Source organism: Campylobacter sp. CFSAN093249 (genome assembly GCF_011067895.1).
GTDB classification, from domain to species: Bacteria; Campylobacterota; Campylobacteria; order Campylobacterales; family Campylobacteraceae; genus Campylobacter_D; species Campylobacter_D jejuni.
The window spans coordinates 112,332-135,522 of sequence record NZ_JAAMWM010000002.1 but is presented as its reverse complement, the minus strand read 5'-3'; the positions used below and the strand labels follow the sequence as shown (position 1 = coordinate 135,522).

At 33.0% G+C, this 23,191-nt stretch carries 33 protein-coding genes; 30 read left to right on the top strand and 3 right to left on the bottom strand.

From position 1 onward, the window contains the following. Nucleotides 1-8 precede the first annotated feature (8 nt). From rsmA to secY, 24 genes are all read left to right on the top strand, one after another. Nucleotides 9-809, top strand: coding sequence for a 16S rRNA (adenine(1518)-N(6)/adenine(1519)-N(6))-dimethyltransferase RsmA (gene rsmA / locus FBF10_RS01660; RefSeq protein WP_002860133.1), 801 nt, complete (start codon nucleotides 9-11; stop codon nucleotides 807-809). Continuing rightward, nucleotides 778-2,772 carry a ribonuclease J gene (locus FBF10_RS01655; RefSeq protein ID WP_079264877.1) on the top strand — a complete coding sequence of 665 codons (1,995 nt, stop codon included), beginning with the start codon at nucleotides 778-780 and terminating at the stop codon, nucleotides 2,770-2,772. The genes rsmA and FBF10_RS01655 overlap by 32 nt, the downstream gene beginning before the upstream one ends. Nucleotides 2,773-2,806: 34 nt before the next feature. Next, nucleotides 2,807-3,568 (top strand): pseudouridine synthase, encoded by a 762-nt coding sequence (locus FBF10_RS01650; protein ID WP_002853086.1) that lies wholly within the window; start codon nucleotides 2,807-2,809, stop codon nucleotides 3,566-3,568. 197 nt (nucleotides 3,569-3,765) lie between these two features. Further along, nucleotides 3,766-4,077 carry a 30S ribosomal protein S10 gene (rpsJ, locus tag FBF10_RS01645; protein WP_002779353.1) on the top strand — a complete coding sequence of 104 codons (312 nt, stop codon included), beginning with the start codon at nucleotides 3,766-3,768 and terminating at the stop codon, nucleotides 4,075-4,077. A 9-nt stretch (nucleotides 4,078-4,086) separates the two neighbouring features. Next, complete coding sequence (gene rplC / locus FBF10_RS01640) at nucleotides 4,087-4,662, top strand: 50S ribosomal protein L3 (RefSeq protein ID WP_002779987.1); 576 nt, start codon at nucleotides 4,087-4,089, stop codon at nucleotides 4,660-4,662. Then, a complete protein-coding gene (rplD, locus tag FBF10_RS01635) occupies nucleotides 4,659-5,273 on the top strand; it encodes a 50S ribosomal protein L4 (RefSeq protein ID WP_002888813.1) in 615 nt (204 codons plus the stop codon). The genes rplC and rplD overlap by 4 nt, the downstream gene beginning before the upstream one ends. A 2-nt stretch (nucleotides 5,274-5,275) precedes the next feature. Beyond that, on the top strand, nucleotides 5,276-5,557 hold the full coding sequence (locus tag FBF10_RS01630; RefSeq protein ID WP_002851441.1) for a 50S ribosomal protein L23: 282 nt from the start codon (nucleotides 5,276-5,278) through the stop codon (nucleotides 5,555-5,557). Nucleotide 5,558: 1 nt separating this feature from the next. Further along, the gene (gene rplB, locus FBF10_RS01625) at nucleotides 5,559-6,389 is read left to right on the top strand and encodes a 50S ribosomal protein L2 (RefSeq protein ID WP_002860131.1); all 831 of its coding nucleotides are present in this window, start codon (nucleotides 5,559-5,561) and stop codon (nucleotides 6,387-6,389) included. A gap of 1 nt (nucleotide 6,390) precedes the next feature. After that, nucleotides 6,391-6,672 carry a 30S ribosomal protein S19 gene (rpsS, locus tag FBF10_RS01620; RefSeq protein WP_002851509.1) on the top strand — a complete coding sequence of 94 codons (282 nt, stop codon included), beginning with the start codon at nucleotides 6,391-6,393 and terminating at the stop codon, nucleotides 6,670-6,672. A gap of 10 nt (nucleotides 6,673-6,682) precedes the next feature. Further along, entirely contained in the window at nucleotides 6,683-7,108 is a 426-nt protein-coding gene (gene rplV / locus FBF10_RS01615; protein ID WP_002884207.1) for a 50S ribosomal protein L22, read from the top strand. After that, nucleotides 7,108-7,809, top strand: coding sequence for a 30S ribosomal protein S3 (gene rpsC, locus FBF10_RS01610; protein WP_002851138.1), 702 nt, complete (start codon nucleotides 7,108-7,110; stop codon nucleotides 7,807-7,809). The genes rplV and rpsC overlap by 1 nt, the downstream gene beginning before the upstream one ends. A gap of 2 nt (nucleotides 7,810-7,811) precedes the next feature. Then, nucleotides 7,812-8,237 (top strand): 50S ribosomal protein L16, encoded by a 426-nt coding sequence (gene rplP, locus FBF10_RS01605; RefSeq protein ID WP_002779441.1) that lies wholly within the window; start codon nucleotides 7,812-7,814, stop codon nucleotides 8,235-8,237. Beyond that, entirely contained in the window at nucleotides 8,224-8,409 is a 186-nt protein-coding gene (gene rpmC / locus FBF10_RS01600; RefSeq protein ID WP_002851566.1) for a 50S ribosomal protein L29, read from the top strand. The genes rplP and rpmC overlap by 14 nt, the downstream gene beginning before the upstream one ends. Nucleotides 8,410-8,418: 9 nt before the next feature. Beyond that, nucleotides 8,419-8,670 carry a 30S ribosomal protein S17 gene (gene rpsQ, locus FBF10_RS01595; RefSeq protein ID WP_002851549.1) on the top strand — a complete coding sequence of 84 codons (252 nt, stop codon included), beginning with the start codon at nucleotides 8,419-8,421 and terminating at the stop codon, nucleotides 8,668-8,670. Then, nucleotides 8,670-9,038, top strand: coding sequence for a 50S ribosomal protein L14 (gene rplN, locus FBF10_RS01590; RefSeq protein ID WP_002779438.1), 369 nt, complete (start codon nucleotides 8,670-8,672; stop codon nucleotides 9,036-9,038). Before rpsQ ends, rplN begins: the two co-directional genes overlap by 1 nt. After that, a complete protein-coding gene (rplX, locus tag FBF10_RS01585; RefSeq protein ID WP_002779437.1) occupies nucleotides 9,038-9,271 on the top strand; it encodes a 50S ribosomal protein L24 in 234 nt (77 codons plus the stop codon). Before rplN ends, rplX begins: the two co-directional genes overlap by 1 nt. A 3-nt stretch (nucleotides 9,272-9,274) precedes the next feature. After that, nucleotides 9,275-9,820, top strand: coding sequence for a 50S ribosomal protein L5 (rplE, locus tag FBF10_RS01580; RefSeq protein ID WP_002851453.1), 546 nt, complete (start codon nucleotides 9,275-9,277; stop codon nucleotides 9,818-9,820). A 1-nt stretch (nucleotide 9,821) separates the two neighbouring features. Further along, complete coding sequence (locus tag FBF10_RS01575) at nucleotides 9,822-10,007, top strand: type Z 30S ribosomal protein S14 (RefSeq protein WP_002851478.1); 186 nt, start codon at nucleotides 9,822-9,824, stop codon at nucleotides 10,005-10,007. 9 nt (nucleotides 10,008-10,016) lie between these two features. Beyond that, nucleotides 10,017-10,412, top strand: a complete 396-nt coding sequence (rpsH, locus tag FBF10_RS01570) for a 30S ribosomal protein S8 (RefSeq protein ID WP_002851353.1) — start codon at nucleotides 10,017-10,019, stop codon at nucleotides 10,410-10,412. 78 nt (nucleotides 10,413-10,490) lie between these two features. Beyond that, nucleotides 10,491-11,027 carry a 50S ribosomal protein L6 gene (rplF, locus tag FBF10_RS01565; RefSeq protein ID WP_002888817.1) on the top strand — a complete coding sequence of 179 codons (537 nt, stop codon included), beginning with the start codon at nucleotides 10,491-10,493 and terminating at the stop codon, nucleotides 11,025-11,027. Nucleotides 11,028-11,036: 9 nt separating this feature from the next. Continuing rightward, a complete protein-coding gene (gene rplR / locus FBF10_RS01560) occupies nucleotides 11,037-11,393 on the top strand; it encodes a 50S ribosomal protein L18 (protein WP_002785535.1) in 357 nt (118 codons plus the stop codon). An 11-nt stretch (nucleotides 11,394-11,404) separates the two neighbouring features. Continuing rightward, entirely contained in the window at nucleotides 11,405-11,848 is a 444-nt protein-coding gene (gene rpsE, locus FBF10_RS01555) for a 30S ribosomal protein S5 (RefSeq protein ID WP_002779428.1), read from the top strand. A 4-nt stretch (nucleotides 11,849-11,852) separates the two neighbouring features. Then, the gene (gene rplO / locus FBF10_RS01550) at nucleotides 11,853-12,245 is read left to right on the top strand and encodes a 50S ribosomal protein L15 (RefSeq protein WP_002851292.1); all 393 of its coding nucleotides are present in this window, start codon (nucleotides 11,853-11,855) and stop codon (nucleotides 12,243-12,245) included. Next, nucleotides 12,245-13,510 carry a preprotein translocase subunit SecY gene (gene secY / locus FBF10_RS01545; RefSeq protein WP_002864789.1) on the top strand — a complete coding sequence of 422 codons (1,266 nt, stop codon included), beginning with the start codon at nucleotides 12,245-12,247 and terminating at the stop codon, nucleotides 13,508-13,510. The genes rplO and secY overlap by 1 nt, the downstream gene beginning before the upstream one ends. Before the next feature lie 27 nt (nucleotides 13,511-13,537). On the opposite strand, the gene FBF10_RS01540 is transcribed toward secY, so the two are convergent. Further along, nucleotides 13,538-14,809 carry an MFS transporter gene (locus tag FBF10_RS01540; RefSeq protein ID WP_002851183.1) on the bottom strand — a complete coding sequence of 424 codons (1,272 nt, stop codon included), beginning with the start codon at nucleotides 14,807-14,809 and terminating at the stop codon, nucleotides 13,538-13,540. Between the two features lie 194 nt (nucleotides 14,810-15,003). Between FBF10_RS01540 and topA the strand changes: the two genes are divergently transcribed. The 6 genes from topA to FBF10_RS01510 all read left to right on the top strand — a co-directional run bounded on the left by topA (nucleotide 15,004) and on the right by FBF10_RS01510 (nucleotide 22,131). Further along, the gene (gene topA / locus FBF10_RS01535; protein WP_002888820.1) at nucleotides 15,004-17,106 is read left to right on the top strand and encodes a type I DNA topoisomerase; all 2,103 of its coding nucleotides are present in this window, start codon (nucleotides 15,004-15,006) and stop codon (nucleotides 17,104-17,106) included. Nucleotide 17,107: 1 nt separating this feature from the next. Continuing rightward, nucleotides 17,108-17,944 (top strand): biotin synthase, encoded by an 837-nt coding sequence (locus FBF10_RS01530; protein WP_002851400.1) that lies wholly within the window; start codon nucleotides 17,108-17,110, stop codon nucleotides 17,942-17,944. Further along, entirely contained in the window at nucleotides 17,925-19,100 is a 1,176-nt protein-coding gene (locus FBF10_RS01525; RefSeq protein ID WP_002888822.1) for a cation:proton antiporter, read from the top strand. Before FBF10_RS01530 ends, FBF10_RS01525 begins: the two co-directional genes overlap by 20 nt. A 114-nt stretch (nucleotides 19,101-19,214) precedes the next feature. Further along, on the top strand, nucleotides 19,215-20,483 hold the full coding sequence (locus tag FBF10_RS01520; protein ID WP_002851494.1) for a citrate synthase: 1,269 nt from the start codon (nucleotides 19,215-19,217) through the stop codon (nucleotides 20,481-20,483). A gap of 79 nt (nucleotides 20,484-20,562) precedes the next feature. Beyond that, on the top strand, nucleotides 20,563-21,327 hold the full coding sequence (locus FBF10_RS01515) for a 3'(2'),5'-bisphosphate nucleotidase CysQ (RefSeq protein WP_052789854.1): 765 nt from the start codon (nucleotides 20,563-20,565) through the stop codon (nucleotides 21,325-21,327). A gap of 39 nt (nucleotides 21,328-21,366) precedes the next feature. Further along, a complete protein-coding gene (locus tag FBF10_RS01510) occupies nucleotides 21,367-22,131 on the top strand; it encodes a hypothetical protein (protein ID WP_079263725.1) in 765 nt (254 codons plus the stop codon). Nucleotides 22,132-22,138: 7 nt separating this feature from the next. Here FBF10_RS01510 and FBF10_RS01505 read toward each other — a convergent pair whose 3' ends face one another. Then, nucleotides 22,139-22,915, bottom strand: coding sequence for a UDP-N-acetylmuramate dehydrogenase (locus tag FBF10_RS01505; protein ID WP_002888831.1), 777 nt, complete (start codon nucleotides 22,913-22,915; stop codon nucleotides 22,139-22,141). After that, the gene (fliQ, locus tag FBF10_RS01500; RefSeq protein WP_002851290.1) at nucleotides 22,912-23,181 is read right to left on the bottom strand and encodes a flagellar biosynthesis protein FliQ; all 270 of its coding nucleotides are present in this window, start codon (nucleotides 23,179-23,181) and stop codon (nucleotides 22,912-22,914) included. Before fliQ ends, FBF10_RS01505 begins: the two co-directional genes overlap by 4 nt. Nucleotides 23,182-23,191: the final 10 nt, after the last annotated feature.

Here is a 23,191-nt window from a genome sequence, read left to right as displayed (position 1 = left end):
TATTTCTTATGGTTAAAGCAAAAAAACAATACGGACAAAATTTTTTAATCGATAAAAGCGTATTAGCAAAAATCATCCAAGCCATACCCAAAGAGATGAACAATATCATTGAGATTGGGCCTGGCTTAGGTGATTTAACGCAAGAACTTTTAAAAATTTCTCAAGTAAAAGCTTATGAAATCGATAATGATCTCATACCTATTTTAAAAAAGAAATTTCAAAAAGAACTTGAATGTGGAAAATTTAACTTGATCCATCAAGATGCAAGCGAAGCTTTTAATCCTAGTCTTGATGAAAAACCATATTTTTTGGTTGCAAATTTGCCTTATTATGTTGCAAGTCACATTATATTAAAAGCTTTAGAAGATAAAAATTGTCTAGGGCTTATTGTAATGGTACAAAGGGAAATGGCTGAAAAATTCTGCGCTAAAGAAGGAAATAGTGAGTTTTCTTCCTTAGGTGTTTTAAGTGCAATGATTTGCGAAAGAAAAATACTTTTTGATGTTGATCCACAATGTTTTAATCCTCCACCAAAAGTTATGTCAGCGGTGATGAGTTTGATTAAAACTAAGGATTTTGATGAACTTTGCGAAATAGAAAATTTCAAAAATTTTCTAAAAGATTGTTTTAAAGCTCCTAGAAAACAACTCTTAGGAAATTTAAAAACATATAAAGCAAAAGTTTTAGAAGTTTTAAGCACTCTTGGCTTAAAAGAAAACATCAGACCACATGAAATTTGCGTTGATTTATACCTTAAAATTTATGACAAATTAAAGGATGAATATGGACGAAAACAAAGAGATAAATAAAAACGAACAAAATCCGAACTCAAATTCAAAAAACAATAAACGCTATAAATATAAAAATCGTAGAAAAAAATTAGCTGATTCTTTGCAAAATGAAAATGATACTCCAAAAATTGATCAAAATTCCAACAAGGAAAATTCTGAAAACTCAGAAAATAAAACTGAGAAAAAAAAGAAGAAAAATCGCAATCTTCCTTCAAAACTCACAGGTAATGAAGATTGGCAAATCGCTCTTGCAGAATGCATAGAAGCTAACCGTGTTTCACATGAAAACCGCTTACACCCTTTAAAATATAATAATTCTAGCGAGCATAAAATCCGCATCACTCCTTTAGGGGGCTTAGGAGAAATTGGTGGAAATATCAGTGTTTTTGAAACCAATAAAGACGCAATTATAGTAGATATAGGTATGAGTTTTCCTGATGGAACTATGCATGGGGTAGATATCATCATCCCTGATTTTGACTATGTAAGAAAAATTAAAGATAAAATTCGTGGTATAGTGATCACTCATGCACACGAAGATCATATCGGTGCGGTGCCTTATTTTTTTAAAGAATTTCAATTTCCTATCTACGCTACGCCTTTGGCTTTAGGAATGATTTCAAACAAATTTGAAGAACATGGCTTAAAAGCAGAACGCAAATGGTTTCGTCCTGTAGAAAAACGCAAAGTTTATGAAATAGGTGAATTTGATATAGAGTGGATCCACATCACGCATTCTATCATTGATGCTTCAGCACTTGCGATCAAAACAAAAGCAGGAACGATTATCCACACAGGTGATTTTAAAATCGATCAAACTCCAATCGATGGCTATCCAACAGACTTAGGACGTTTGGCACATTATGGAGAAGAAGGAGTTTTATGTCTTTTAAGTGATAGTACAAATTCTTATAAAGAAGGTTATACAAAAAGTGAAAGCTCTGTAGGGCCAACTTTTGATCAAATTTTTGCGCGTACTAAGGGTAGGGTGATCATGAGTACTTTTAGTTCTAATATCCACCGCGTTTATCAAGCTATCACTTATGGTTTAAAATACGGCAGAAAAGTTTGTGTTATTGGTCGTTCTATGGAAAGAAATCTTTATACTACTATGGAATTAGGCTATATTAAACTTGATAGAAAAATTTTCATCGATGCTGATGAAGTAAGCAAATATAAAGACAATGAAGTGCTTATTGTAACTACAGGAAGTCAAGGCGAAACCATGAGTGCGCTTTATAGAATGGCAACTGATGAGCATAAATTTATAAAGATTAAGCCTACAGATCAAGTAATCATTTCAGCTAAAGCTATACCAGGAAATGAAGCAAGCGTTTCTGCAGTACTTGACTATCTTTTAAAAGCAGGAGCTAAAGTAGCGTATCAAGAATTTAGTGAAATTCATGTAAGCGGACACGCTAGTATAGAAGAGCAAAAGCTTATGCTAACTCTTACTAAACCTAAATTTTTCTTACCGGTTCATGGGGAATACAACCATATCACCAAACACAAAGAAACAGCAATGAAGTGCGGTATCCCTGAAAGAAATATTTATCTTATGAGTGATGGCGATCAAGTAGAACTTTGCCAAAAATATGTCAAACGCATAAAAACCGTAAAAACAGGTAAAGTTTTTGTAGATAATCAAATCAACAAACAAATCGCCGATGATGTAGTTATAGATCGTCAAAAACTTGCAGATAGTGGTATAGTAGTTATTATCGCACAAATTGACAAAGCTACAAAAACACTGATCAACAAACCAAGAGTATTTAGCTATGGGCTAGTAGCTGACAAACACGATCATGCTTTTAGCAAAGATATGGCTGAAGTTTTAGGACAATTTTTCATCAATGTTAAAGATGAAGTACTCAATGATCCAAGATTTTTAGAAAATCAAATCCGCCAAGTTTTAAGAAAACACATCTTTAGAAAGATTAAAAAATACCCAACCATAGTTCCAACTATTTTTGTAATGTAAAAAAGGCAAAAACGCCCTTTTTAAGGAAGATCAAATGAGAATTAATAAATTTATATCCCATAACACCCGCTATTCACGCCGTGAAGCCGATGAACTTATCAAACAAGGCTTAGTAAAAATAAACAACAAAATTGCCCTTTTAAGCGATGAAGTTAAATTTGATGATAAAGTTTTTGTTAAAGGTAAAAGAGTACAAAAAAGAACGCAATTTAGCGTGATAATCTACCATAAACAAAAAGGTGAAATTGTCAGTAAAAAAGACGATCGTGGAAGAAAAACTATATATGATACCTTGCCAAGACAATTTAGTACTTGGCTTAGCGTAGGTAGGCTGGATTATGCAAGTGAAGGCTTACTTTTGCTTACAGATTCTCCTGTGATTGCCGATGCTTTAATGCATAGCGATTTAGAAAGAGAATACTACCTTAAAGTTAAAGGCACGGTGAGCAAACAAGTCATCGAAGCCATGCAAAATGGACTTGAGATTAAAAATGAAAAAAAAGGCGCACATGCAAAAACTAAAATTACCTCTATGAGTTTTGCTCCTTTTATAGACTTTGAAATTTTTGGATCAAGTGGAGGCTATACTAAGCTTAGAGTGGTTATAAATGAAGGTAAAAATAGAGAGCTTAGACGCTTTTTTGGACATTTTGATCTTGAAGTCATGGATCTTAAGCGTGTTGCTTTTGGGGCTTTAGATCTTGGTATGTTGAAGGCGGGAAAACATCGTTATTTAGAAAATGGCGAATATGAAAAATTAAGAGATTTTTTAAAATTTAATGAAATAAGATATTGACCATTATATACAAAAATTTAAAAAATAATGATAATTTTTAAATTCTAAAAATTCTATTTTTATCCTTTTTAAAAGGAAAATAATAGAAAAATTTCATCAAATTCCTTGACTTTGAAAACAAGATTTTATATACTTTCATTTCAATTTTTATAAATTGGTTAGTTTTTAACTAACGAGTTCTTTTTAAAGGAAATATTATGGAAAGAATTAGGCTTAAGCTAAAAGCTTATGACCATCGAGTACTAGATAGAACAGTTGCAGCAATCGTAGAAGCTGTTAAAAGAACAGGTGCGGATATTAGAGGTCCGATACCAATGCCTACTAAAATCAAACGCTATACAGTTTTAAAATCTCCACACATTAACAAAGATTCTCGTGAGCAGTTTGAAATAAGAATTCACGCGCGTATGCTAGATATAGTAGCAGCGACTCCAGATACAGTTGATTCTTTAACGAAGCTTGATTTAGCTCCAGAAGTAAGCGTTGAAGTAAGAGCTATGGGTAAGTAAGGATAAGATATGGAATATATTGTAGAAAAAATTGGAATGAGCAGAACAATTACTAATCCAAGTATCGCTGTAACTTTGCTAAGAGTTGTAAATGCAAAAGTATGTGAAGTTGAAGGCGGAAAGGCTTTAGTAGCATATCCAAAAGGTAAAGCAAGTAATAAATGTGTCGCAGGACAACAAAAAAAATACAATCTTTCTGCAGAATACAATAGATTTGCGACTTTAGAAGTAGCAAATACTGAAGCAGGAGATTTAGATGAAACTCCATTAAATGAAGCAAAAATTTTAAAAGTAAGCTTTAACACTAAAGGTAGAGGTTATAGCGGTGTTATGAAGAGACATAACTTCGCAGGGGGTCCAGCAAGTCACGGTTCTAGATTTCACAGACGCCATGGATCTATTGGTAATAGAGAATGGCCAGGTCGTGTTCAACCAGGTATGAAAATGGCAGGACACTATGGAAATACTAAAGTGACCGTTAAAAACGAAGTTGTATCTTATGATGCTGAAAATAAAATTTTAGTAGTTAAAGGTGCAGTACCAGGTTATAATGGTGCTATGGGTAAAATAAGGATTGCAAAATGAGTAAAGTAGTTGTTTTAAATGATAAATTAGAAAAAGCAGGTGAACTTGATTTACCTTCAAAATATGCGGAAGTAAATCCACACAATCTTTACTTGTATGTAAAATCTTACCTTGCAAGTTTAAGAGCAAATACAGCTCATACTAAAGGTAGAAGTGATGTAAGTGGTGGTGGTAAAAAACCTTGGAGACAAAAAGGTCGTGGCGGTGCTAGAGCGGGTTCAACAAGAACTAACATTTGGGTAGGCGGTGCGGTTGCTTTTGGTCCAACAAATGAAAGAAACTACTTCCAAAAAGTAAATAAAAAACAAAAAAGATTGGCGCTTGAAAGAGCTTTAGCAGATAAAGCAGCTAAAGGTGTGTTATTTACTGCTGATTCTTTGGCTATTGAAAGTGGTAAAACAAAAGATGCAAACGCTGTGATTAAAAAACTTGGCGTCAAAGATGCTTTAATCGTTAAAGATTTACTAGATGAAAAAACACTTTTAGCTTACAGAAATTTAGCAAATTGCTATGTAGTTGATGTAACTGAAGTAAATGCTTATTTAGTATCTGTATTTAATGCTGTTATTATGGAAAAATCAGCGTTAGAATCTATTACAAAAGAGGGATAATTATGGCAGATATTACTGATATAAAGACTATACTTTACACAGAAAAAAGTTTGAATTTGCAAGAGCAAGGTGTCGTAGTTATTCAAACTTCGCCAAAAATGACTAAAACAGGCTTAAAAGCGGTTTTAAAAGAGTATTTTGGTGTAACTCCAAAAAGCATCAATTCCTTAAGAATGGATGGAAAAATTAAGCGTTTTAGAGGTCGTTTAGGTCAAAGAAACAATTACAAAAAATTCTATGTTAAGCTACCTGAAGGTGTTAGCTTAGAAAATACGGAGGCTTAAGATGGCAATTAAAACTTATAAACCATATACTCCAAGTAGAAGATATATCACAGGTTTAAGTTCTGAAGATATTACAGCTAAACCAAGTGTACGCTCACTACTTGTTAAACTTCCAGCACACGCGGGTCGTAACAGCTATGGAAGAATTACAAGTCGTCATAAAGAAGCGGGTGCTAAAAAACTTTACAGAATTATTGATTTTAAACGTCGTAAATTCGGTATAGAAGGCAAAGTAGAAGCAATCGAGTATGATCCATATAGAAATTGTAGAATTGCTTTGATTGCTTATAAAGATGGGGAAAAAAGATATATTCTTCAACCACGTGGATTAAGCGTTGGTGATATAGTTTCAGCTGCTGAAAGCGGACTTGATATTAAACCAGGCAATGCAATGAAACTTAAAAACATTCCTGTGGGTACTATTGTTCATAATGTTGAGTTAAAACCAGGTAAAGGCGGTCAAATGATCCGTTCCGCAGGTGCTTATGCACAACTTATGGGTAAAGAAGAAAAATATGTTATTTTAAGACTTGCAAGTGGCGAAATGAGACAAGTTTTAGCTGAATGTATGGCAAGTATCGGCGAAGTTGGAAATGAAGAATGGGCTAATGTAACTATCGGTAAAGCAGGTAGAAATCGCCATAGAGGTATCCGCCCGCAAACTCGTGGTTCTGCAATGAACCCAGTAGATCACCCGCACGGTGGGGGTGAAGGTAAGAAAAATTCAGGCCGTCATCCAGTAACTCCGTGGGGTAAACCAACCAAAGGTGCGAAAACTCGTCGTAAAAAGGCTAGCGATAAGCTAATAATTTCAAGAAGAAAAGGAAAGTAAGATGGCTAGATCACTAAAAAAAGGTCCTTTTGTTGATGATCATGTAATGAAAAAAGTCATCGCTGCTAAAAAGGCTAATGATAATAAACCAATTAAAACTTGGTCAAGAAGAAGCACAATTACTCCTGATATGATAGGACTTACATTTAATGTTCATAATGGCAAAAGCTTCATTCCGGTTTATATTACTGAAAATCACATCGGTTATAAACTTGGTGAATTTGCTCCAACACGCACATTTAAAGGGCATAAAGGCTCTGTGCAAAAGAAAATTGGTAAGTAAGGGATAAGATATGAGTAAAGCATTAATTAAATTCATAAGATTATCTCCAACTAAAGCAAGATTGATTGCTAGAGAAGTTCAGGGGATGAATGCAGAATTAGCTATGGCTAGTTTAAAATTTATGCCAAATAAAGGTGCAAAATATATCGCAAATGCAATTTCAAGTGCAGTAGCAAATGGTGGCTTTGAAGCAAACGAAGTGATTGTAAAAAGTTGTCGTGTTGACGCAGCTGCGGTATTAAAAAGATTTAGACCAAGAGCTAGAGGAAGTGCAAGTCGTATTAGAAAACCAACTTCACATATTTTAGTAGAAGTGGTAAAAGCGGAAGTGAAAGCTGAAGAGAAAAAAACAGTAGCTAAAAAAACTACTACAACAAAAGCTCCAGCTAAAAAAACAACAAGCACTAAAAAAGCAACAGCGAAAAAGGAAAGCTAATGGGACAAAAAGTTAATCCAATTGGTCTAAGACTAGGAATCAATAGAAACTGGGAATCAAGATGGTTTCCAACTAAAGCAAATTTAGTAGAAAATATCGGTGAAGATTACAAAATCAGAGCTTTCTTAAAAAGAAAACTTTATTACGCAGGAATTAGCCAAATTTTAGTAGAAAGAACTGCTAAAAAACTTCGCGTTACTGTAGTTGCTGCAAGACCAGGTATCATCATCGGTAAAAAAGGTAGTGATGTTGATAATTTAAGAAAAGAATTGCAAGATTTAATCGGTAAAGATGTAAATATCAATATCAAAGAAGAAAGAAAAGCAGGAGCTTCAGCTCAACTTGCTGCTGAAAGTGTTGCAACTCAACTTGAAAAAAGAATTGCTTTTAGAAGAGCAATGAAAAAAGTAATCCAAGGTGCGCAAAAAGCAGGTGCTAAAGGAATTAAAGTTTCAGTTTCCGGTCGTTTAGGCGGTGCTGAAATGGCAAGAACAGAATGGTATCTTGAAGGACGCGTTCCACTTCATACTTTAAGAGCAAAAATCGATTATGGTTTTGCAGAAGCTAGAACTACTTATGGAAACATAGGAGTTAAAGTATGGATCTTTAAAGGTGAAGTATTGCACAAAGGTATGCAACCTGAAAAAACTGAAGAAAGTGCTCCAGCTAAAAAGCCAAGACGCACAAGAAGGGGTAAATAATCATGTTAATGCCAAAAAGAACTAAATATCGCAAAATGATGAAAGGGCGTAACAGAGGTTATGCTAATCGTGGAACAGAATTTACTTTTGGTGAATTTGCATTAAAAGCAACTGAAGCAGGACGCATTAACTCACGCCAAATCGAAGCAGCGCGTATCGCTTTAACTCGTTTTGTTAAAAGACAAGGAAAAACTTGGATTAGAGTTTTTCCAGATAAGCCTTTGACAAAAAAACCTTTAGAAACTCGTATGGGTAAAGGTAAAGGTGCTGTTGAGGAATGGGTAATGAATATCAAGCCAGGTCGTATCATTTATGAAATGGCAGGAGTAAGCGAAGAAATGGCAAGAGAAGCATTGACTTTAGCTATGCATAAACTTCCATTTAAAACTAAGTTTGTTACAAGAGAGAGCCAAAATGAAATATACTGAGATTAAAGATAAAACAGCAGCTGAGCTTGCAACAATGCTAAAAGAAAAAAAGGTGCTTTTATTCACTTTAAAACAAAAGCTAAAAACAATGCAACTTACTAATCCAAAAGAGATTAGCCAAGTAAAAAAAGACATTGCTAGAATAAATACAGCAATTAACGCTTTAAGATAAGGATAGAAAATGGCATTTAAAAGAGAAATTCAAGGCGTTGTTGTTAAAATCGCTGGTGAAAAAACCGCAAGTGTTTTGGTTGAAAGAAAAGTGGTTCATCCAAGATATAGAAAAATTGTTAAACGCTTTAAAAAATATCTAATTCATGATGAGAGAAATGAAGTTAAAGTGGGTGATACTGTTGTTGCAGTAGAATGCAGACCACTTTCAAAAAGAAAATCATTTCGCTTAAAATCTGTATTAGCTACAGGAGTTGAGTAATGATTCAAAGTTTTACAAGACTTGCAGTTGCTGATAATAGCGGTGCAAAAGAATTAATGTGTATCAAGGTTTTAGGGGGTAGCAAAAGAAGATACGCTACCGTGGGTGATGTAATCGTTGCATCTGTTAAAAAAGCTTTACCAAATGGAAAAGTTAAAAAAGGTCAAGTGGTAAAAGCGGTTATCGTTAGAACTAAAAAAGAAATTCATAGAGATAATGGTTCTTTGATTCGTTTTGATGAAAATGCTGCGGTTATTCTTGACAACAAAAGAGAGCCTATCGGAACTCGTATCTTTGGGCCAGTGGGCAGAGAAGTTAGATATGGTGGCTTTATGAAAATCGTTTCACTAGCACCGGAGGTATTATAATGGCGGTTAAATTAAAAATCAAAAAAGGTGATAGCGTTAAGGTTATCACAGGTGATGATAAAGGTAAAACAGGTAAAGTTTTAGCGGTATATCCAAAAACACTTAAAGTGGTAGTTGAAGGATGTAAAATCGCTAAAAAAGCTATTAAGCCGAGTGAGAAAAACCCAAATGGTGGTTTTATCAATAAAGAAATGCCAATGGATATTTCCAATGTGGCAAAAGTTCAGGAGTAAGCGATGATGAGATTAAAAGAAAAATATAATCAAAGCATTAAACCTGCATTGGTTAAAGAATTTGATATTAAAAATCCTATGCTTATCCCTGTGATCGAAAAAGTAGTTATCAGCGTAGGTGCTGGTGAGTTGGCTAAAGATCAAAAAGTATTGCAAAATGTTGCAGATACTATTTCTTTAATTGCAGGACAAAAGGCTGTGATTACTAAAGCTAAAAAATCAGTTGCAGGATTTAAAGTTCGCGAAGGTTTTCCTGTGGGTGTAATGGTAACTTTAAGAAAAGAAAATATGTATGCTTTTCTTGATAAATTAATTTCTATTGCTTTGCCAAGGGTGAAAGACTTTAGAGGTTTAAGTAGAGATGGTTTTGATGGACGCGGAAACTATAACTTCGGTCTTGATGAGCAGTTGATGTTCCCAGAAGTGGAGTATGATAAAATTTTAAGAACTCATGGTATGAACATTTCTATAGTTACAACAGCACAAAATGACAAACAGGCACAAAAGTTATTAGAACTTATCGGTGTGCCATTTACAAAAGGAAAGTAAGATGGCTAAAAAATCAATGATTGCAAAAGCGGCACGCAAGCCTAAATTTAAGGTTAGAGCTTATACAAGATGCCAAATTTGTGGGCGTCCGCATTCGGTTTATAGAGATTTTGGAATTTGCAGAGTTTGCTTAAGAAAAATGGGCAATGAAGGTTTGATTCCAGGTCTTAAGAAAGCAAGTTGGTAAGGATAAAATATGATAAATGATATTATTTCAGATTCACTCACTCGTATCAGAAATGCAGGAATGAGAAAGCTTGAAACAACCAAGCTTTTACATTCTAAAGTTGTAGAAGCTTTAGTTGGAATTTTTCAAGCTAAAGGCTATATTGAGAGTTTTAATGTTATTGAAGAAGATAAAAAGAAATTTATCAATGTAGTTTTAAAATACGATGAAAAAGGTAAGAGTGTTATCAATGAGCTTAAAAGGATTTCTAAGCCTGGTCGTCGTGTTTATAAAGGTAAAGATGAAATCAAGCGTTTTAAAAATGGTTATGGTACTATCGTAGTTAGCACAAGTCATGGCGTTTTAGCTAATGATGAAGCTTATAAAGCAGGTGTTGGCGGCGAAATTTTATGTACCATTTGGTAAAAAATCTGCTTTTTATGGCATTGGGTATCCATTCTTTTAAAAAAGTAGAAATATCCTAGACAAATAAAAAGGAAAAATATGTCTCGTATAGGTAAACAACCGATTGCTATTCCAGCAGGAGTAGAAGTAAAATTAGAAGGAAATTTGCTTAAATTTAAAAAAGGAAATTTAGCAAAAGAACTTGATACTAAAGCAAATGTAAATGTTGAGATTAAAGATAATAATATTCTTTTTTCTCCAAAAGGTCAAGACAGACAAAGTAGAGCTTATTGGGGAACTTACAGAGCTTTAGCTTACAATATCGTTGTAGGTTTAACTCAAGGTTTTTCAAAAACTCTTGAAATCAATGGAGTTGGTTATAAGGCAGCTTTAAAAGGTAAAGTTTTAGAACTAAGCCTTGGTTTTTCTCATCCTATTAATTATGATATTCCAGAAGGAATTGAAATTGTAGTGGATAAAAATACTATTGCAGTTAAAGGAAGTGATAAACAAGTTGTAGGTCAAGTTGCTGCTCAAATTCGTGAATTTAGACCGCCAGAGCCATATAAAGGAAAAGGCGTTAAGTATTCTGATGAACGCATTATCCGCAAAGCTGGTAAGACATCTAAGAAGTAAGGGTAGAATATGAGAGCAAATGTATTAAAAAGAAAACTAACTTTAAGAATCAAAAGAAAAAAAAGAATTAGAGCGAAAATTTCAGGTTGTGAAAATTTTCCAAGAATTTCTGTATTTAAATCAAACAGAACTCTATATATCCAAGCGATTGATGATGTAAAAGCTGTAACTTTAGCAGCAGTTGATGGACGCAAACTTGGCGTTAAAGCAAATAAAGAAGGTGCTAAAAAAATCGCTGCTGAATTTGCTAAAACTTTAAAAGCTAAAAAGATAGAACAAGCTGTTTTTGATAGAAATGGTTATGTATATCATGGTGTTATCGCAGCATTGGCTGAATCTTTAAGAGAAAATGGCATTAGGCTATAAGGGGTAAATCGATGGAAAAATATAATAGAGAAGAATTTGAAGAAGTAATCGTCGATATCGGCAGAGTTACTAAGGTTGTTAAAGGTGGTAGAAGATTTAGATTTACTGCTTTAGTTATCGTTGGAAACCGCAAAGGTTTAGTAGGTGTTGGTTATGGTAAGGCTAAGGAAGTTCCAGATGCCATCCGTAAAGCTGTTGACGATGCGTTTAAAAATATCGTTGAAGTTAAAACTAAAGGCTCAACTATCGCTCACGATGTAGAGGTGAAATACAACGCAAGTAGAATTTTACTTAAACCAGCTAGCGAAGGTACAGGAGTTATCGCAGGTGGTTCTACACGCCCTATCGTGGAACTTGCAGGTATTAAAGACATCTTAACCAAGTCTTTGGGTTCAAATAATTCAGCTAATGTGGTTCGTGCTACAATCAAAGCTTTAACAATGTTAAAAGGATAAGAAGATGAATTTAACAAAAGCAGCGGGTTCAACGCATAAAACTAAAAGAATTGGCCGTGGTCAAGGTTCTGGCATGGGTAAGACTGCTACTAAAGGGGGTAAAGGTCAAACTGCTAGAAAAGGTTATAATGAAAAAAGAGGTTTTGAAGGGGGGCAACAACCACTTCAAAGAAGACTACCAAAAGTAGGTTTTACTTCTAAAATTCAAAAACCTTATGTGATCAATGTTGAAAAAATCACAGCTGTAAAAGAGCTTAGTGAAATTACATTTGAGAGCATTAAAAGTGTTCACAAAATTTCAAAATCTGTGAATAAAATCAAATTAATTGGTGCAAGTGCAAAAGACTTAGTATCAAAAATCAAAGACGAGAATATTAGCGTCACCGGATCAAAATAATGAATAGAGCATTGACGAATAAGATTTTAATCACCTTAGCATTTTTATTTGCTTATAGGGTTCTGGCTTATGTGCCAGTTCCTGGCGTCAATGCTGATGTGATTGCGGAATTTTTTAATAACAATCAAAACAATGCTTTGGGTTTATTTAATGTTTTTAGTGGTGGAGCGGCTGAACGCTTTTCTATCATTTCTTTAGGTATTATGCCTTATATTACTGCTTCTATTATTATGGAGCTTCTTGCAGCAACTTTTCCAAATATTGGTAAGATGAAAAAAGAGCGTGATAGTATGCAAAAATATATGCAAATTATCCGTTATGCGACTATTGTGATTACTTTGGTTCAAAGTATAGGCGTTGCTATAGGTTTGCAAAGCTTGCACGGTCGTGGTGGTGCAGGGGCTATAATGGTGGAAGATTTAAATATGTTTATCGCACTTTGTGCTATTTCTATGCTTGCTGGAACTATGCTTTTAATGTGGCTTGGCGAACAAATCACACAAAGAGGTATAGGAAATGGTATTTCTTTAATCATTTTTGCAGGTATTGTTTCAGGTATTCCAAGAGCGATTTCAGGAACTGTAGGACAAATCAATTCAGGCGAGATGAATTTCTTAACCGCTTTTGCAATTTTTGCTTTGATTTTAATCACCATAGGGGTGATTATTTATATAGAACTTGGAGAAAGAAGAATTCCTATTTCTTATTCTCGTAAAGTTGTAATGCAAAATCAAAACAAACGCATTATGAATTATATTCCTATTAAACTCAATCTTAGTGGGGTTATTCCACCGATTTTTGCTAGTGCGATTTTGATGTTTCCAACAACAATTTTACAAACTAGTACAAATCCTTATCTACAAGCCATTAATGACTTTTTAAATCCAAATGGTTATTTGTTTCATGTTCTAACTTTCTTGTTTGTAATTTTCTTTGCTTATTTTTATGCTTCTATCGTATTTAACGCTAAAGACATAGCAGAAAATTTGAAAAAACAAGGCGGTTTTATCCCTGGAATTCGTCCAGGTGAAGGAACTTCAAGTTATCTTAACGAAGTGGCTTCTCGTTTAACTTTATCAGGTTCTATTTATTTAGGGCTTGTTGCAACCTTACCTTGGGTTTTGGTGAAATTTATGGGTGTGCCTTTTCATTTTGGCGGCACTTCTGTACTTATTGTAGTTCAAGTAGCACTTGATACGATGAGAAAAATTGAAGCTCAAATTTATATGAGTAAATACCAAACTTTAAGTGCGGTAGGTTTGTAATAAATAAAATTAGCAAGATTTTTCTTGCTAATTTATTCTAGGTTTTTGCTTTAAAAATAAAAACACAATGCACACTATAAAAATTACTATTGACCATATTAAAAAAGCATCTACAAGACCCATTTGTCTAACGATAGGTTGAGAGATAATAGGACTTAAAAATTGTCCTAAAAATATACAACTTGCTAAAATTCCATAAGCCCTAGAGCGAGCATTTTCAGGACAGATTGAAAAAAGATAAGCCGTATTATTTACAAGCATAATACCTCCACCCATTCCAAGCAAAGCTAAGGCGATTAAAACTGTGAAAAAGCTATCTACTAAAAAAAGCAGCAAAAAAGAACAAGATACGATAAAAAGAGTTAAAACATAAATAGTTTTAATACTTAAGAATTTTATAATATATCTATAGCTTAGAGAGAAAAAACCATAACATAGTGCAGATACAGACATCGAAATACCTATATATTTAGGATCCAATCCCAAATGTTCTTCTATATAGTAAGGAAGTTGAGTTGGCGAAATATAATAAACTACCATGATAAAAAAACCTATAAAATAGATAGGGAAAAATTGCCAATAATTTGTTTTTGTTTCTATTTTTGTATGATTATAGAATTTAAATTTTCTAGGTTCAAAAAGATAAATGATAGCCATTAAGGTAATTAAAATTCCAAGTCCATATACCAAAAAAGGATAACGCCAAGAATAACTTGAAACAAATCCCGCAATAGAAATAAAAACAGCACCCCCTACTGCACAAAAAAATCCTTGAAGACTTAAAGCATTTTCTCTGCGATTAAAGCCACCACGACTATAATAATCCCCAAGCAAAGCCGAAGCGCCTGTCATTATAAAAGCAGTTGCCATACCAAAAATAGCTCTTGAAGTCAGTATAGCATAAATATCATTTAAGAAAAAGCCACTTATCCCAGAAAGAGTCCAAACCACCATAGCTGGAAGAATGAATTTTAATTTGCCAAATTTATCCATTAAAATACCAGCAAATGGAGATAAAATGACAACAAAAATAGCAGGGATGGTTAAAACTAAGCGAACAAGTATATCAAGATGAGCTAATGTGAAACTTGAAGCAAGAGTAGCGCCACTTTGGGTTAAAAGTTCTTCAAAATGTCTGTTGATAGCAGGCAGAGCAGATGAAATGACCACACTTCCTAGCATAGTCATAGCAGCCATAGAAAACACAGCTGCTTTAAATCCGGACTTTTCAGTAATTTGAATTATTTTTTTATCCATTTTTGTGTCATTTGGATGAAATTTATAAGTTTTGTCATTCATAATTTTTACCTTTTTTATTTTATTATACTCCAAAAATTATGGTTTGTATTTAAAATTACTTAAAATTAGATTTTATTTATTTTGTTATGATAGTTTTGTTTTTAAAATATTTTAGCTTGATTAAAATATATTTTATAAGTAGAATTTTAAATATTTTTAGCTAAATTCAGCTTTTTATTTAACAAGGGTGCAAAATGAAGAAAAATTTAATCATAGTAGAATCTCCTGCAAAAGCTAAAACCATAGGAAATTTTTTGGGAAAAGATTATGAAGTTATCGCTTCTAAAGGACATATTAGAGATTTGCCTAAATCAAGCTTTGGGATTAAAATAGAAGATGATGAATTTATCCCTGAGTATAGAATCACAAGTGATCATAGCGCCTTAGTTAAAGAACTTAAAAGCAAAGCCAAAGATGCCAAAGAAGTCTATCTTGCAACGGATGAAGATAGAGAAGGAGAGGCTATAGCCTATCATATTGCAAAAGCTATAGGAAAAGATGAAAACACCTTACCACGCATTGTTTTTCATGAAATCACTAAAAGCGCTATAGAAAATGCTTTAAAAAATCCAAGAAAATTAAACATGCACTCTGTAAATGCTCAGCAAACCAGACGTCTTTTAGATCGCATTGTAGGGTATAAGCTCAGCCCTTTATTAGGACAAAAAATTCAAAGAGGACTTAGTGCTGGGCGTGTTCAAAGTGCGGCTTTAAAGATCATAGTCGATCGTGAAAAAGAAATTCGTGCCTTTGTACCCCTAGAATACTTTAGTATTGATATGATTTTTCAAAAAGATTTAGATGCAGAACTGGTTGAGTTTGACAAAGCTAAGATAGAAAAACTTACCATTACCAACAAAGATCGTGCTAAGCTTATACTAGAGGCTTGTAAAAATGAAGCTTATGCTATAAGCGACATTGAAAGCAAAGAAAGAAAAATCGCTCCGCCTCCTCCTTTTATGACTTCAACCTTGCAGCAAAGTGCCAGCAATCGCCTTGGTTTTAACCCTAAAAAAACCATGATGATAGCTCAAAAGCTCTATGAAGGAGTAAATACCCATGAAGGCGTGATGGGGGTTATTACTTATATGAGAACCGATAGTTTAAATTTAGCCAAAGAAGCAGTAGAAAATGCAAGAAAATTCATACAAGCAAATTTTGGCAAAGACTATCTTCCAAGCAAAGCAAATGTATATACTACAAAGACTAAAGGCGCTCAAGAAGCTCATGAAGCTATACGCCCTACAAATTTAAGTTTTACTCCAGAAATTGCGGCTAAATTTTTAGACAAAGATGAGTTAAAACTTTACACACTTATTTACAATCGCTTTTTAGCCTGTCAGATGAGTCCTGCTATCTCTCAAACTCAAAATGTATTTGTAAAAAATGATAGAGCAGTTTTTAAAATAAGCGGTAGAAAAATCCTTTTTGATGGATATTATAAAGTTTATGGTGATATGGATAAGGATAAAATTTTGCCAAATTTTAAAATAGGCCAAAATTTAAAAGTGCAAAATTTAGAAATGAACTCACATTTTACCGAACCACCTTCAAGGTATTCAGAAGCAGGACTTGTAAAAAAACTTGAAAGTTTAGGCATAGGTCGCCCTTCTACTTATGCACCAACCATTTCTATACTTACAAGCCGTGATTATGTAACAATAGATAAAAAACAACTCATTCCTAGCGATGTTGCTTTTAATGTAACCGAAGTGCTTGAGAAAAATTTTAGCGATATAGTAGATAGTAAATTTACTTCAAACCTTGAAAATACCCTAGATGAAATCGCAGAAGATAAGGCAGATTGGCAAGAAACTTTAAAAGAATTTTACTATCCTTTTATGAGAAAAATCGAAGAAGGAAAAACAAAAATAGCTAGTCAAAAAACTGTCACAAAACTAGGCGAAAGTTGTCCTGATTGTGGCGGAGAGCTTGCTATTAGAAAAGGGCGTTTTGGAGAATTTGTAGCGTGTTTAAATTTCCCAAAATGCAAGTATTCAAGAAATTTAAAAAGTGAAAGCAAAAACGAAAGCGAAAATACAGCCGCAAAAGCTAAAGCTAATGGTACAGGCATTACTTGTCCAAGTTGTCAAAAAGGTGAAATCGTAGAACGCTTTTCAAAACGTGGTAAATTTTATGGCTGTAGTGCTTATCCAAAATGCAATTTTATAAGCAAATACAAACCAAGTGAAGAAAAATGCGAAGAGTGTGGCGAAACTTTAGTGATAAAAGAGCTTAAAAAAGGTACATTCTTAGAATGTTTAAAGTGTAAAATCAAAAAAGAAATGAAGGATTAGAATGCAAATCATGCTTTGTGCTATTTCAAATATAGCGAGTGGAAATTGTTCAGAAGACTGCAAATACTGCACCCAAAGCGCTCATGTAAAAACAGATATTCAAAAATATCGTCGTAAAGAACTTTCACAAATCGTTTTAGAAGCAAAAATGGCAAAGAAAAATGAAGCCTTGGGTTTTTGTTTGGTTACGGCAGGACTTGGGCTTGATGATGAAAAGCTTGAGTATGTTTGCGAAGCTGCCAAGGCTGTGCAAAAAGAAGTGCCTAATTTGCTTTTAATTGCCTGTAATGGTATGGCAAGCGTGGAACAACTCAAAGAACTTAAAAAAGCAGGAATTTTTTCTTATAATCACAATCTTGAAAGTTCTAAGGAATTTTTTCCACAAATTTGCACCACACATACTTGGGAAAGTAGATTTCAAACCAATTTAAACGCTAAAGAAGCAGGGCTTATGCTTTGTTGTGGTGGAATTTATGGTATGGGTGAGAGCGAAGAAGATAGGCTAAGTTTTAGAAAATCTTTGCAAGAATTACAACCTTTTTCAACGCCTATTAATTTTTTTATAGCAAATGAAAATTTAAAACTACAAGTTCCAAGACTTAGCGCTGATGAAGCCTTAAAAATTGTTCGTGATACCAAAGAGGCTTTACCGCAAAGCGTGGTAATGGTAGCAGGTGGGCGTGAAGTGGTATTACGAGAAAGACAATATGAAATTTTTCAAGCAGGTGCTGGGGCTATTGTTATAGGGGATTATTTAACCACTAAAGGTGAAGAACCAAGTCAAGATATAATAAAATTAAAAGAAATGGGATTTACTTTTGCATCAGAGTGTCATTGATACACAGGCTTTAATCGATTTAAAAATTCTCATTGTTATAGCCTTGTGTTTGCTTTTTTCTCCGCATATTGCGAGAATTTTACGCTTGCCTCTTTCAGCTACTGAAATTATTTTAGGGGCAATAATAGCGTATTTTGGTTTCATAGGAAAAAGTGAAAATTTTGCACTTTTAGCCAATGTAGGTTTTTATTATCTAATGTTTATAGCGGGTATGGAGGTAAATTTAAGAGCCTTTTTTAATATGGATAAAGAAGTCGCCAAAAAAAGTTTTTTTTATATTTTTTTACTTTATACTTTATCTTCTTTTATAGTATGGATTTTTGGACTTTCTTTAGTATTTGTTATCATTATACCTGTGATGAGTGTAGGGCTTTTATCTTTACTTTTTAAGGATTTTGGAAAAGAGTGTTATTGGCTAAATATTGCTATGATAGTAGCTACTTTAGCTGAGGTGATTTCTATTGTGCTTTTGACTATAGCGGGAGCTTTTTTGCGCGAAGGAACAGGTATTATTGATGTAGCGCAAAGTATTTTATATCTTAATATCTTTTTGGGGCTTTGTTTGCTTGGATTTAAAATGCTTGGTGTGCTTTTTTGGTGGTATCCTCAGCTTAAAGTTGTGCTTATGCCATGGGAAGATAAAAATGAAAAAGATATAAGATTTTGTATGGCCATTTTTATACTGATCATTGTTGCTATGGTTATTACAAAACTTGAAATCGTTCTTGGTTCTTTTATAGCAGGTTCATTTATAGCTACTTTTTTTGATCATAAAAAAGATCTTGAGCACAAGCTTTCTACTTTTGGACACGGGTTTTTGATCCCTATTTTTTTTATCCATATAGGTTCAACCTTTGATCTTAAAATGATTTTAGATTATAAAATCGTTTTACAAGCATTTTTACTTATGTTTGTTATGGTGGGTTTAAGAATTTTATGTGCAAGTGTTTTTTTAAAAAGAATTGGTTTTAAAAATATGATTTTATTTGGTCTTAGTCATTCTATGCCTTTAACCTTGCTTATAGCAACAGCTACTCTGGGTTATTCGGGCAAGGTTATTGATGAGAAGCTTTATTCAGCACTTATTTTAACAGCGTTATTTGAGGCTGTTATTGTTATGAGTATGATTAAATTTCTTTCTAATTCTAAAAAATGAAAGTTACTTTTTTACTCAAAAAAGCAAACAAAATCTTAAAAATTTAATAATAAAAAAACTCATAATCGTCCTTTTTTGTTAGAATTAATAAAAGTAACAATAAAAGGAGCGAAAATGTCAAATTCCGTTACTATAACCGATAATAGAAATGGAAAAAGCTATGAATTTCCTATATATGACGGTACAACTGGGCCAAGCGTTGTAGATATGTCAAGTTTTTATAAACAAACAGGAATGTTTTCTTATGATGAGGGCTTGACTTCTACAGCTACTTGTAAATCAAAAATCACTTATATTGATGGAGAAAACGGAATTTTAATGCACCGTGGCTATCCTATAGAGTGGCTTGCTGAAAACAAACTTTATTTAGATGTGGTTCATCTTTTACTTTATAAAGAATTACCTGATGCTACGCGTCTTGAAGCATTTCGTTATGAAATGAAAAAGCGTTCTTTTATCCATGAAGGTATGCATCGTCTTTTTGATTCTTTCCCTGATAATGCTCATCCTATGGCAGTTTTACAAGGTGCTGTTTCATCGCTTAGTGCTTTTTATCCTGATCATTTAAACATGAATGTAAAAGAAGAATATATGGAAATGGCAGCTAGAATAGTAGCTAAAATCCCTACTATAGTGGCCACTGCTTATAGATATAAACACGGCTTTCCTATGGCTTATCCAAATTTAGATCGTGGTTTTACAGAAAATTTCTTATATATGTTAAGAACCTATCCTTACGATCATGTAGAGCTTAAACCTATAGAAGTAAAAGCACTTGATACAGTTTTTATGCTTCATGCAGATCATGAGCAAAATGCTTCAACTTCAACAGTTCGTGCTGTGGGTTCAACTCACGCTCATCCTTATGCCTGTATAGCAGCAGGTATTGGTGCGCTTTGGGGTCATGCACATGGTGGAGCTAATGAAGGTGTTATTAGAATGCTTGAGCAAATAGGTAGTGTTGATAGGGTAGATGAATTCATCAAAAGAGCTAAGGATAAAAACGATCCTTTCCGCTTGATGGGCTTTGGGCATAGGGTTTATAAAAATTTTGATCCTAGAGCAAAAGTACTTAAAAAACTTCGTGATCAACTTATTGATGAGTTGGGTATTGATACCAATCTTATTAAAGTAGCAACGCGTATAGAAGAGATTGCTTTAAGTGATGATTATTTTGTTCAAAGAGGGCTATATCCGAATGTTGATTTTCATAGTGGACTTATTTTAAAAGCCTTAGGTATTCCAAATGAAATGTTTGCTACTTTATTTGTTATAGGACGCACCCCAGGATGGATAGCTCAGTGGATAGAACAAAAAGAGCAAGAAAGTCTTAAAATAGTCCGTCCAAGACAACTTTATTTGGGTGAAACTAGTAAAATATAATTAAAATTTTTGTGGAAATTAAAAATTCCACAAAATCTTCTTGTATAATTTTAAAAAATCTTATAGAAAGTTTATAATCATGCTTAATCTTGATAAATTTTTAGAAATTGCTATAAATGCTAGCAATCAAGCTTCTAAAGCTATTTTAGAAGAGAGAAAAAATTTCAAAACTTGGGAAAAAGAAGATAAAAGCCCGCTTACATCAGCAGATCTTGCTTCTAATAAAATTCTAAATGATATTTTAGGTTCCACGGATATTAAAATTTTATCAGAAGAAAAATTACTCAGCAAAGAAGAGTGTGAAGAATTAAAAACTTTTTGGCTTATCGATCCTCTTGATGGAACAAGTGGTTTTTTAAAAGGCAGTGATGAATTTTGCGTTATGGTAAGTTTGGTTCATGACAATCGCCCTGTTTTATCGCTTATACAAAATCCATCAAAAGGTGATATATTCTATGCTCATGCAAAAACCAAGGTTTATAAAAACGATAAACCTTTGCAAATTGACCAGCAAGAATACGAGAAAAATAAATATAAAGCCTTATTGAGTGTTAATCATCTTAGCAAAGAAGATGAAGACTTTGCAAAAGAGCATCAATTAGAAGCTATTAATATAGGCTCTGGATTGAAATTTTGTGCTATTTTAGAGGCTAGGGCAGGAGTTTATAAAAGATTTGAAAAGCTTAATATTTGGGATATTGTAGCAGGAGATTTTTTGATTAATCAAAATGGAGGATTTATGGGGGATTTTTCTAAAAAATACATTTTATATAACCCTTTAAATTATAAATCCAGTCCTTTTATTTGTGTTTCATCTAGGAATTTTTTACAAGATTTTTTATAAAATAAAGAGTATAATTTTATATTTAAATAGTTTATAAGGATGAAGATGAGGTATTGTTTCATTTTGTTTTTAAGTTTAGTTTTAAGTTCTAATCTTTTAGCGAATAATTTTTCTCAGAAAAAAGTTATTAAAATTGAAAAAAGCGCAGATAGCTTTGAAGTAATAGATCTAAATCAAAATGTTGCAAATCCAAATTTAAATCAACAAAAAGCATTGTTTGATAGTTCTACTTTAATTGAAAAAAAATCGCAAATCACCAAAGATAAGGATATTGATTTTGCTATTGTATTAACTTCTAGGAAAAATTTTGGTTATTTTTTAGATGGTTTTAGGGTGAGTGATAAGGAATTTTCTATATTATTTGCTAAAAATTTGATTCAAAGTTTAAGGCTTGATTGGGTTAATTCTGCTGCAAATGGTATTTATCAAAGTCCTAAAACTTTGTCATATTTTAGCCCTAAGGATGCAAAACTTATAAATGTAAGTCCTTTTTTAACACAAGAAAAAGATAAGGCTAAAATGTATGCCAAATTTACAGATTATGTTGTGGTGGTAAATTTGCAAGATTTTTATGTAAATATTACAAATTATTTTATCACAACTAGTAAAGAGGGTGTGGCTAGTGTTAATTTTAAAATTATTTCTACAAGCAATGGAAAAATTCTTGCAGCAAAAAATGCAAAATTAAATTTGATATTAAAAGATCAAGATACAAAACAAAATTATCAAGATATTGTAAATCAAATGCCAAAAATGTTAGCTAGTGTTATAGATAATGAAATAAAAAAATTAAAGATATATTGAAAAATTTTTAGATAATAATCACTTCATTTTCTAAGTTTATGCCAAATTCTTCAAAGACTTTTTTTCTAGCCAATTCGATAAGAAAAAACGCATCTTCAAAACTTGCATTTTTTTTATTGATTAAAAAATTTGCGTGTTTATCGCTTAACATAGCATCTCCTTTACTAAAGCCTTTAAGCCCTGCAGCTTCGATTAAACGTCCTGCAAAGTCGTTTTTTGGATTTTTAAAGATAGAGCCAAAGCTTGCTCCACTAGGTTGGTTGCTTCTTGCATTTTTTAAAGCTTCATCTTTAAGGGTATCAAAGCCAAAATTTAGTTTAAATTCAGCCCAAAAAAAAGGCATATTTAAAGGACAAAAACGATAATCAAAATTTATATTTTCTCTTAGAATTTCGCCTTGAGAAGTAGCAATTTTGATTAAATTTTGACTGATACACTCTCCTTTAAGCCCTGCATTCATTTTCAAAAGCCCACCAAGTGTGCCAGGAATTTTGCTTAAATACTCAAAACCCTTAAGATTATTTTCTTTAGCAAAGCGATATATTTTGCTTGATTTTGTTTTGCAGCCTATGCGAAGATGTATAAAATCTTTATTTTGATCTAAAATTTGCATAAAATCAAAACCATCTCCTAAAATTCCTATATTTTTAGGTTTTGGGCTAATTAAAAGGTTATTTGCACCACCTATTAAAAAACCATCAAAATCACAAATTTGATCCAAAACTAAAACTTCAAATTCATTTCCTATACGCACAGAAGAGTATTTTTTAAAATCAATGATCATTTGATAAAAGTTGGAATTTGATTTAGTATATTCTCAGTAAAATCAATCATAGTTGTAGTCATCCAAGGCATTAAAAAGATTAAAATAACCACAACCAAGATGATTTTAGGAACAAAAGAAAGTGTCATTTCATTAATCTGTGTAGTTGCTTGAAAAATACTGATCACAAGCCCTGCAATAAGTCCTGCCAAAAGCATAGGCAAGGAAAGTAAAAGTGTGATTTTAAAGGTTTGCACTCCAAGAGCAACTAAGGTACTTTCGTCCATTTTTATCCTT

Coding starts and splice junctions, on each gene's coding strand:
- rsmA (WP_002860133.1), top strand. CDS start 9: ATGGTTAAAGCAAAAAAACAATACGGACAAAATTTTTTAATCGATAAA.
- FBF10_RS01655 (WP_079264877.1), top strand. CDS start 778: ATGAATATGGACGAAAACAAAGAGATAAATAAAAACGAACAAAATCCG.
- FBF10_RS01650 (WP_002853086.1), top strand. CDS start 2,807: ATGAGAATTAATAAATTTATATCCCATAACACCCGCTATTCACGCCGT.
- rpsJ (WP_002779353.1), top strand. CDS start 3,766: ATGGAAAGAATTAGGCTTAAGCTAAAAGCTTATGACCATCGAGTACTA.
- rplC (WP_002779987.1), top strand. CDS start 4,087: ATGGAATATATTGTAGAAAAAATTGGAATGAGCAGAACAATTACTAAT.
- rplD (WP_002888813.1), top strand. CDS start 4,659: ATGAGTAAAGTAGTTGTTTTAAATGATAAATTAGAAAAAGCAGGTGAA.
- FBF10_RS01630 (WP_002851441.1), top strand. CDS start 5,276: ATGGCAGATATTACTGATATAAAGACTATACTTTACACAGAAAAAAGT.
- rplB (WP_002860131.1), top strand. CDS start 5,559: ATGGCAATTAAAACTTATAAACCATATACTCCAAGTAGAAGATATATC.
- rpsS (WP_002851509.1), top strand. CDS start 6,391: ATGGCTAGATCACTAAAAAAAGGTCCTTTTGTTGATGATCATGTAATG.
- rplV (WP_002884207.1), top strand. CDS start 6,683: ATGAGTAAAGCATTAATTAAATTCATAAGATTATCTCCAACTAAAGCA.
- rpsC (WP_002851138.1), top strand. CDS start 7,108: ATGGGACAAAAAGTTAATCCAATTGGTCTAAGACTAGGAATCAATAGA.
- rplP (WP_002779441.1), top strand. CDS start 7,812: ATGTTAATGCCAAAAAGAACTAAATATCGCAAAATGATGAAAGGGCGT.
- rpmC (WP_002851566.1), top strand. CDS start 8,224: ATGAAATATACTGAGATTAAAGATAAAACAGCAGCTGAGCTTGCAACA.
- rpsQ (WP_002851549.1), top strand. CDS start 8,419: ATGGCATTTAAAAGAGAAATTCAAGGCGTTGTTGTTAAAATCGCTGGT.
- rplN (WP_002779438.1), top strand. CDS start 8,670: ATGATTCAAAGTTTTACAAGACTTGCAGTTGCTGATAATAGCGGTGCA.
- rplX (WP_002779437.1), top strand. CDS start 9,038: ATGGCGGTTAAATTAAAAATCAAAAAAGGTGATAGCGTTAAGGTTATC.
- rplE (WP_002851453.1), top strand. CDS start 9,275: ATGATGAGATTAAAAGAAAAATATAATCAAAGCATTAAACCTGCATTG.
- FBF10_RS01575 (WP_002851478.1), top strand. CDS start 9,822: ATGGCTAAAAAATCAATGATTGCAAAAGCGGCACGCAAGCCTAAATTT.
- rpsH (WP_002851353.1), top strand. CDS start 10,017: ATGATAAATGATATTATTTCAGATTCACTCACTCGTATCAGAAATGCA.
- rplF (WP_002888817.1), top strand. CDS start 10,491: ATGTCTCGTATAGGTAAACAACCGATTGCTATTCCAGCAGGAGTAGAA.
- rplR (WP_002785535.1), top strand. CDS start 11,037: ATGAGAGCAAATGTATTAAAAAGAAAACTAACTTTAAGAATCAAAAGA.
- rpsE (WP_002779428.1), top strand. CDS start 11,405: ATGGAAAAATATAATAGAGAAGAATTTGAAGAAGTAATCGTCGATATC.
- rplO (WP_002851292.1), top strand. CDS start 11,853: ATGAATTTAACAAAAGCAGCGGGTTCAACGCATAAAACTAAAAGAATT.
- secY (WP_002864789.1), top strand. CDS start 12,245: ATGAATAGAGCATTGACGAATAAGATTTTAATCACCTTAGCATTTTTA.
- FBF10_RS01540 (WP_002851183.1), bottom strand. CDS start 14,809: ATGAATGACAAAACTTATAAATTTCATCCAAATGACACAAAAATGGAT.
- topA (WP_002888820.1), top strand. CDS start 15,004: ATGAAGAAAAATTTAATCATAGTAGAATCTCCTGCAAAAGCTAAAACC.
- FBF10_RS01530 (WP_002851400.1), top strand. CDS start 17,108: ATGCAAATCATGCTTTGTGCTATTTCAAATATAGCGAGTGGAAATTGT.
- FBF10_RS01520 (WP_002851494.1), top strand. CDS start 19,215: ATGTCAAATTCCGTTACTATAACCGATAATAGAAATGGAAAAAGCTAT.
- FBF10_RS01515 (WP_052789854.1), top strand. CDS start 20,563: ATGCTTAATCTTGATAAATTTTTAGAAATTGCTATAAATGCTAGCAAT.
- FBF10_RS01510 (WP_079263725.1), top strand. CDS start 21,367: ATGAAGATGAGGTATTGTTTCATTTTGTTTTTAAGTTTAGTTTTAAGT.
- FBF10_RS01505 (WP_002888831.1), bottom strand. CDS start 22,915: ATGATCATTGATTTTAAAAAATACTCTTCTGTGCGTATAGGAAATGAA.
- fliQ (WP_002851290.1), bottom strand. CDS start 23,181: ATGGACGAAAGTACCTTAGTTGCTCTTGGAGTGCAAACCTTTAAAATC.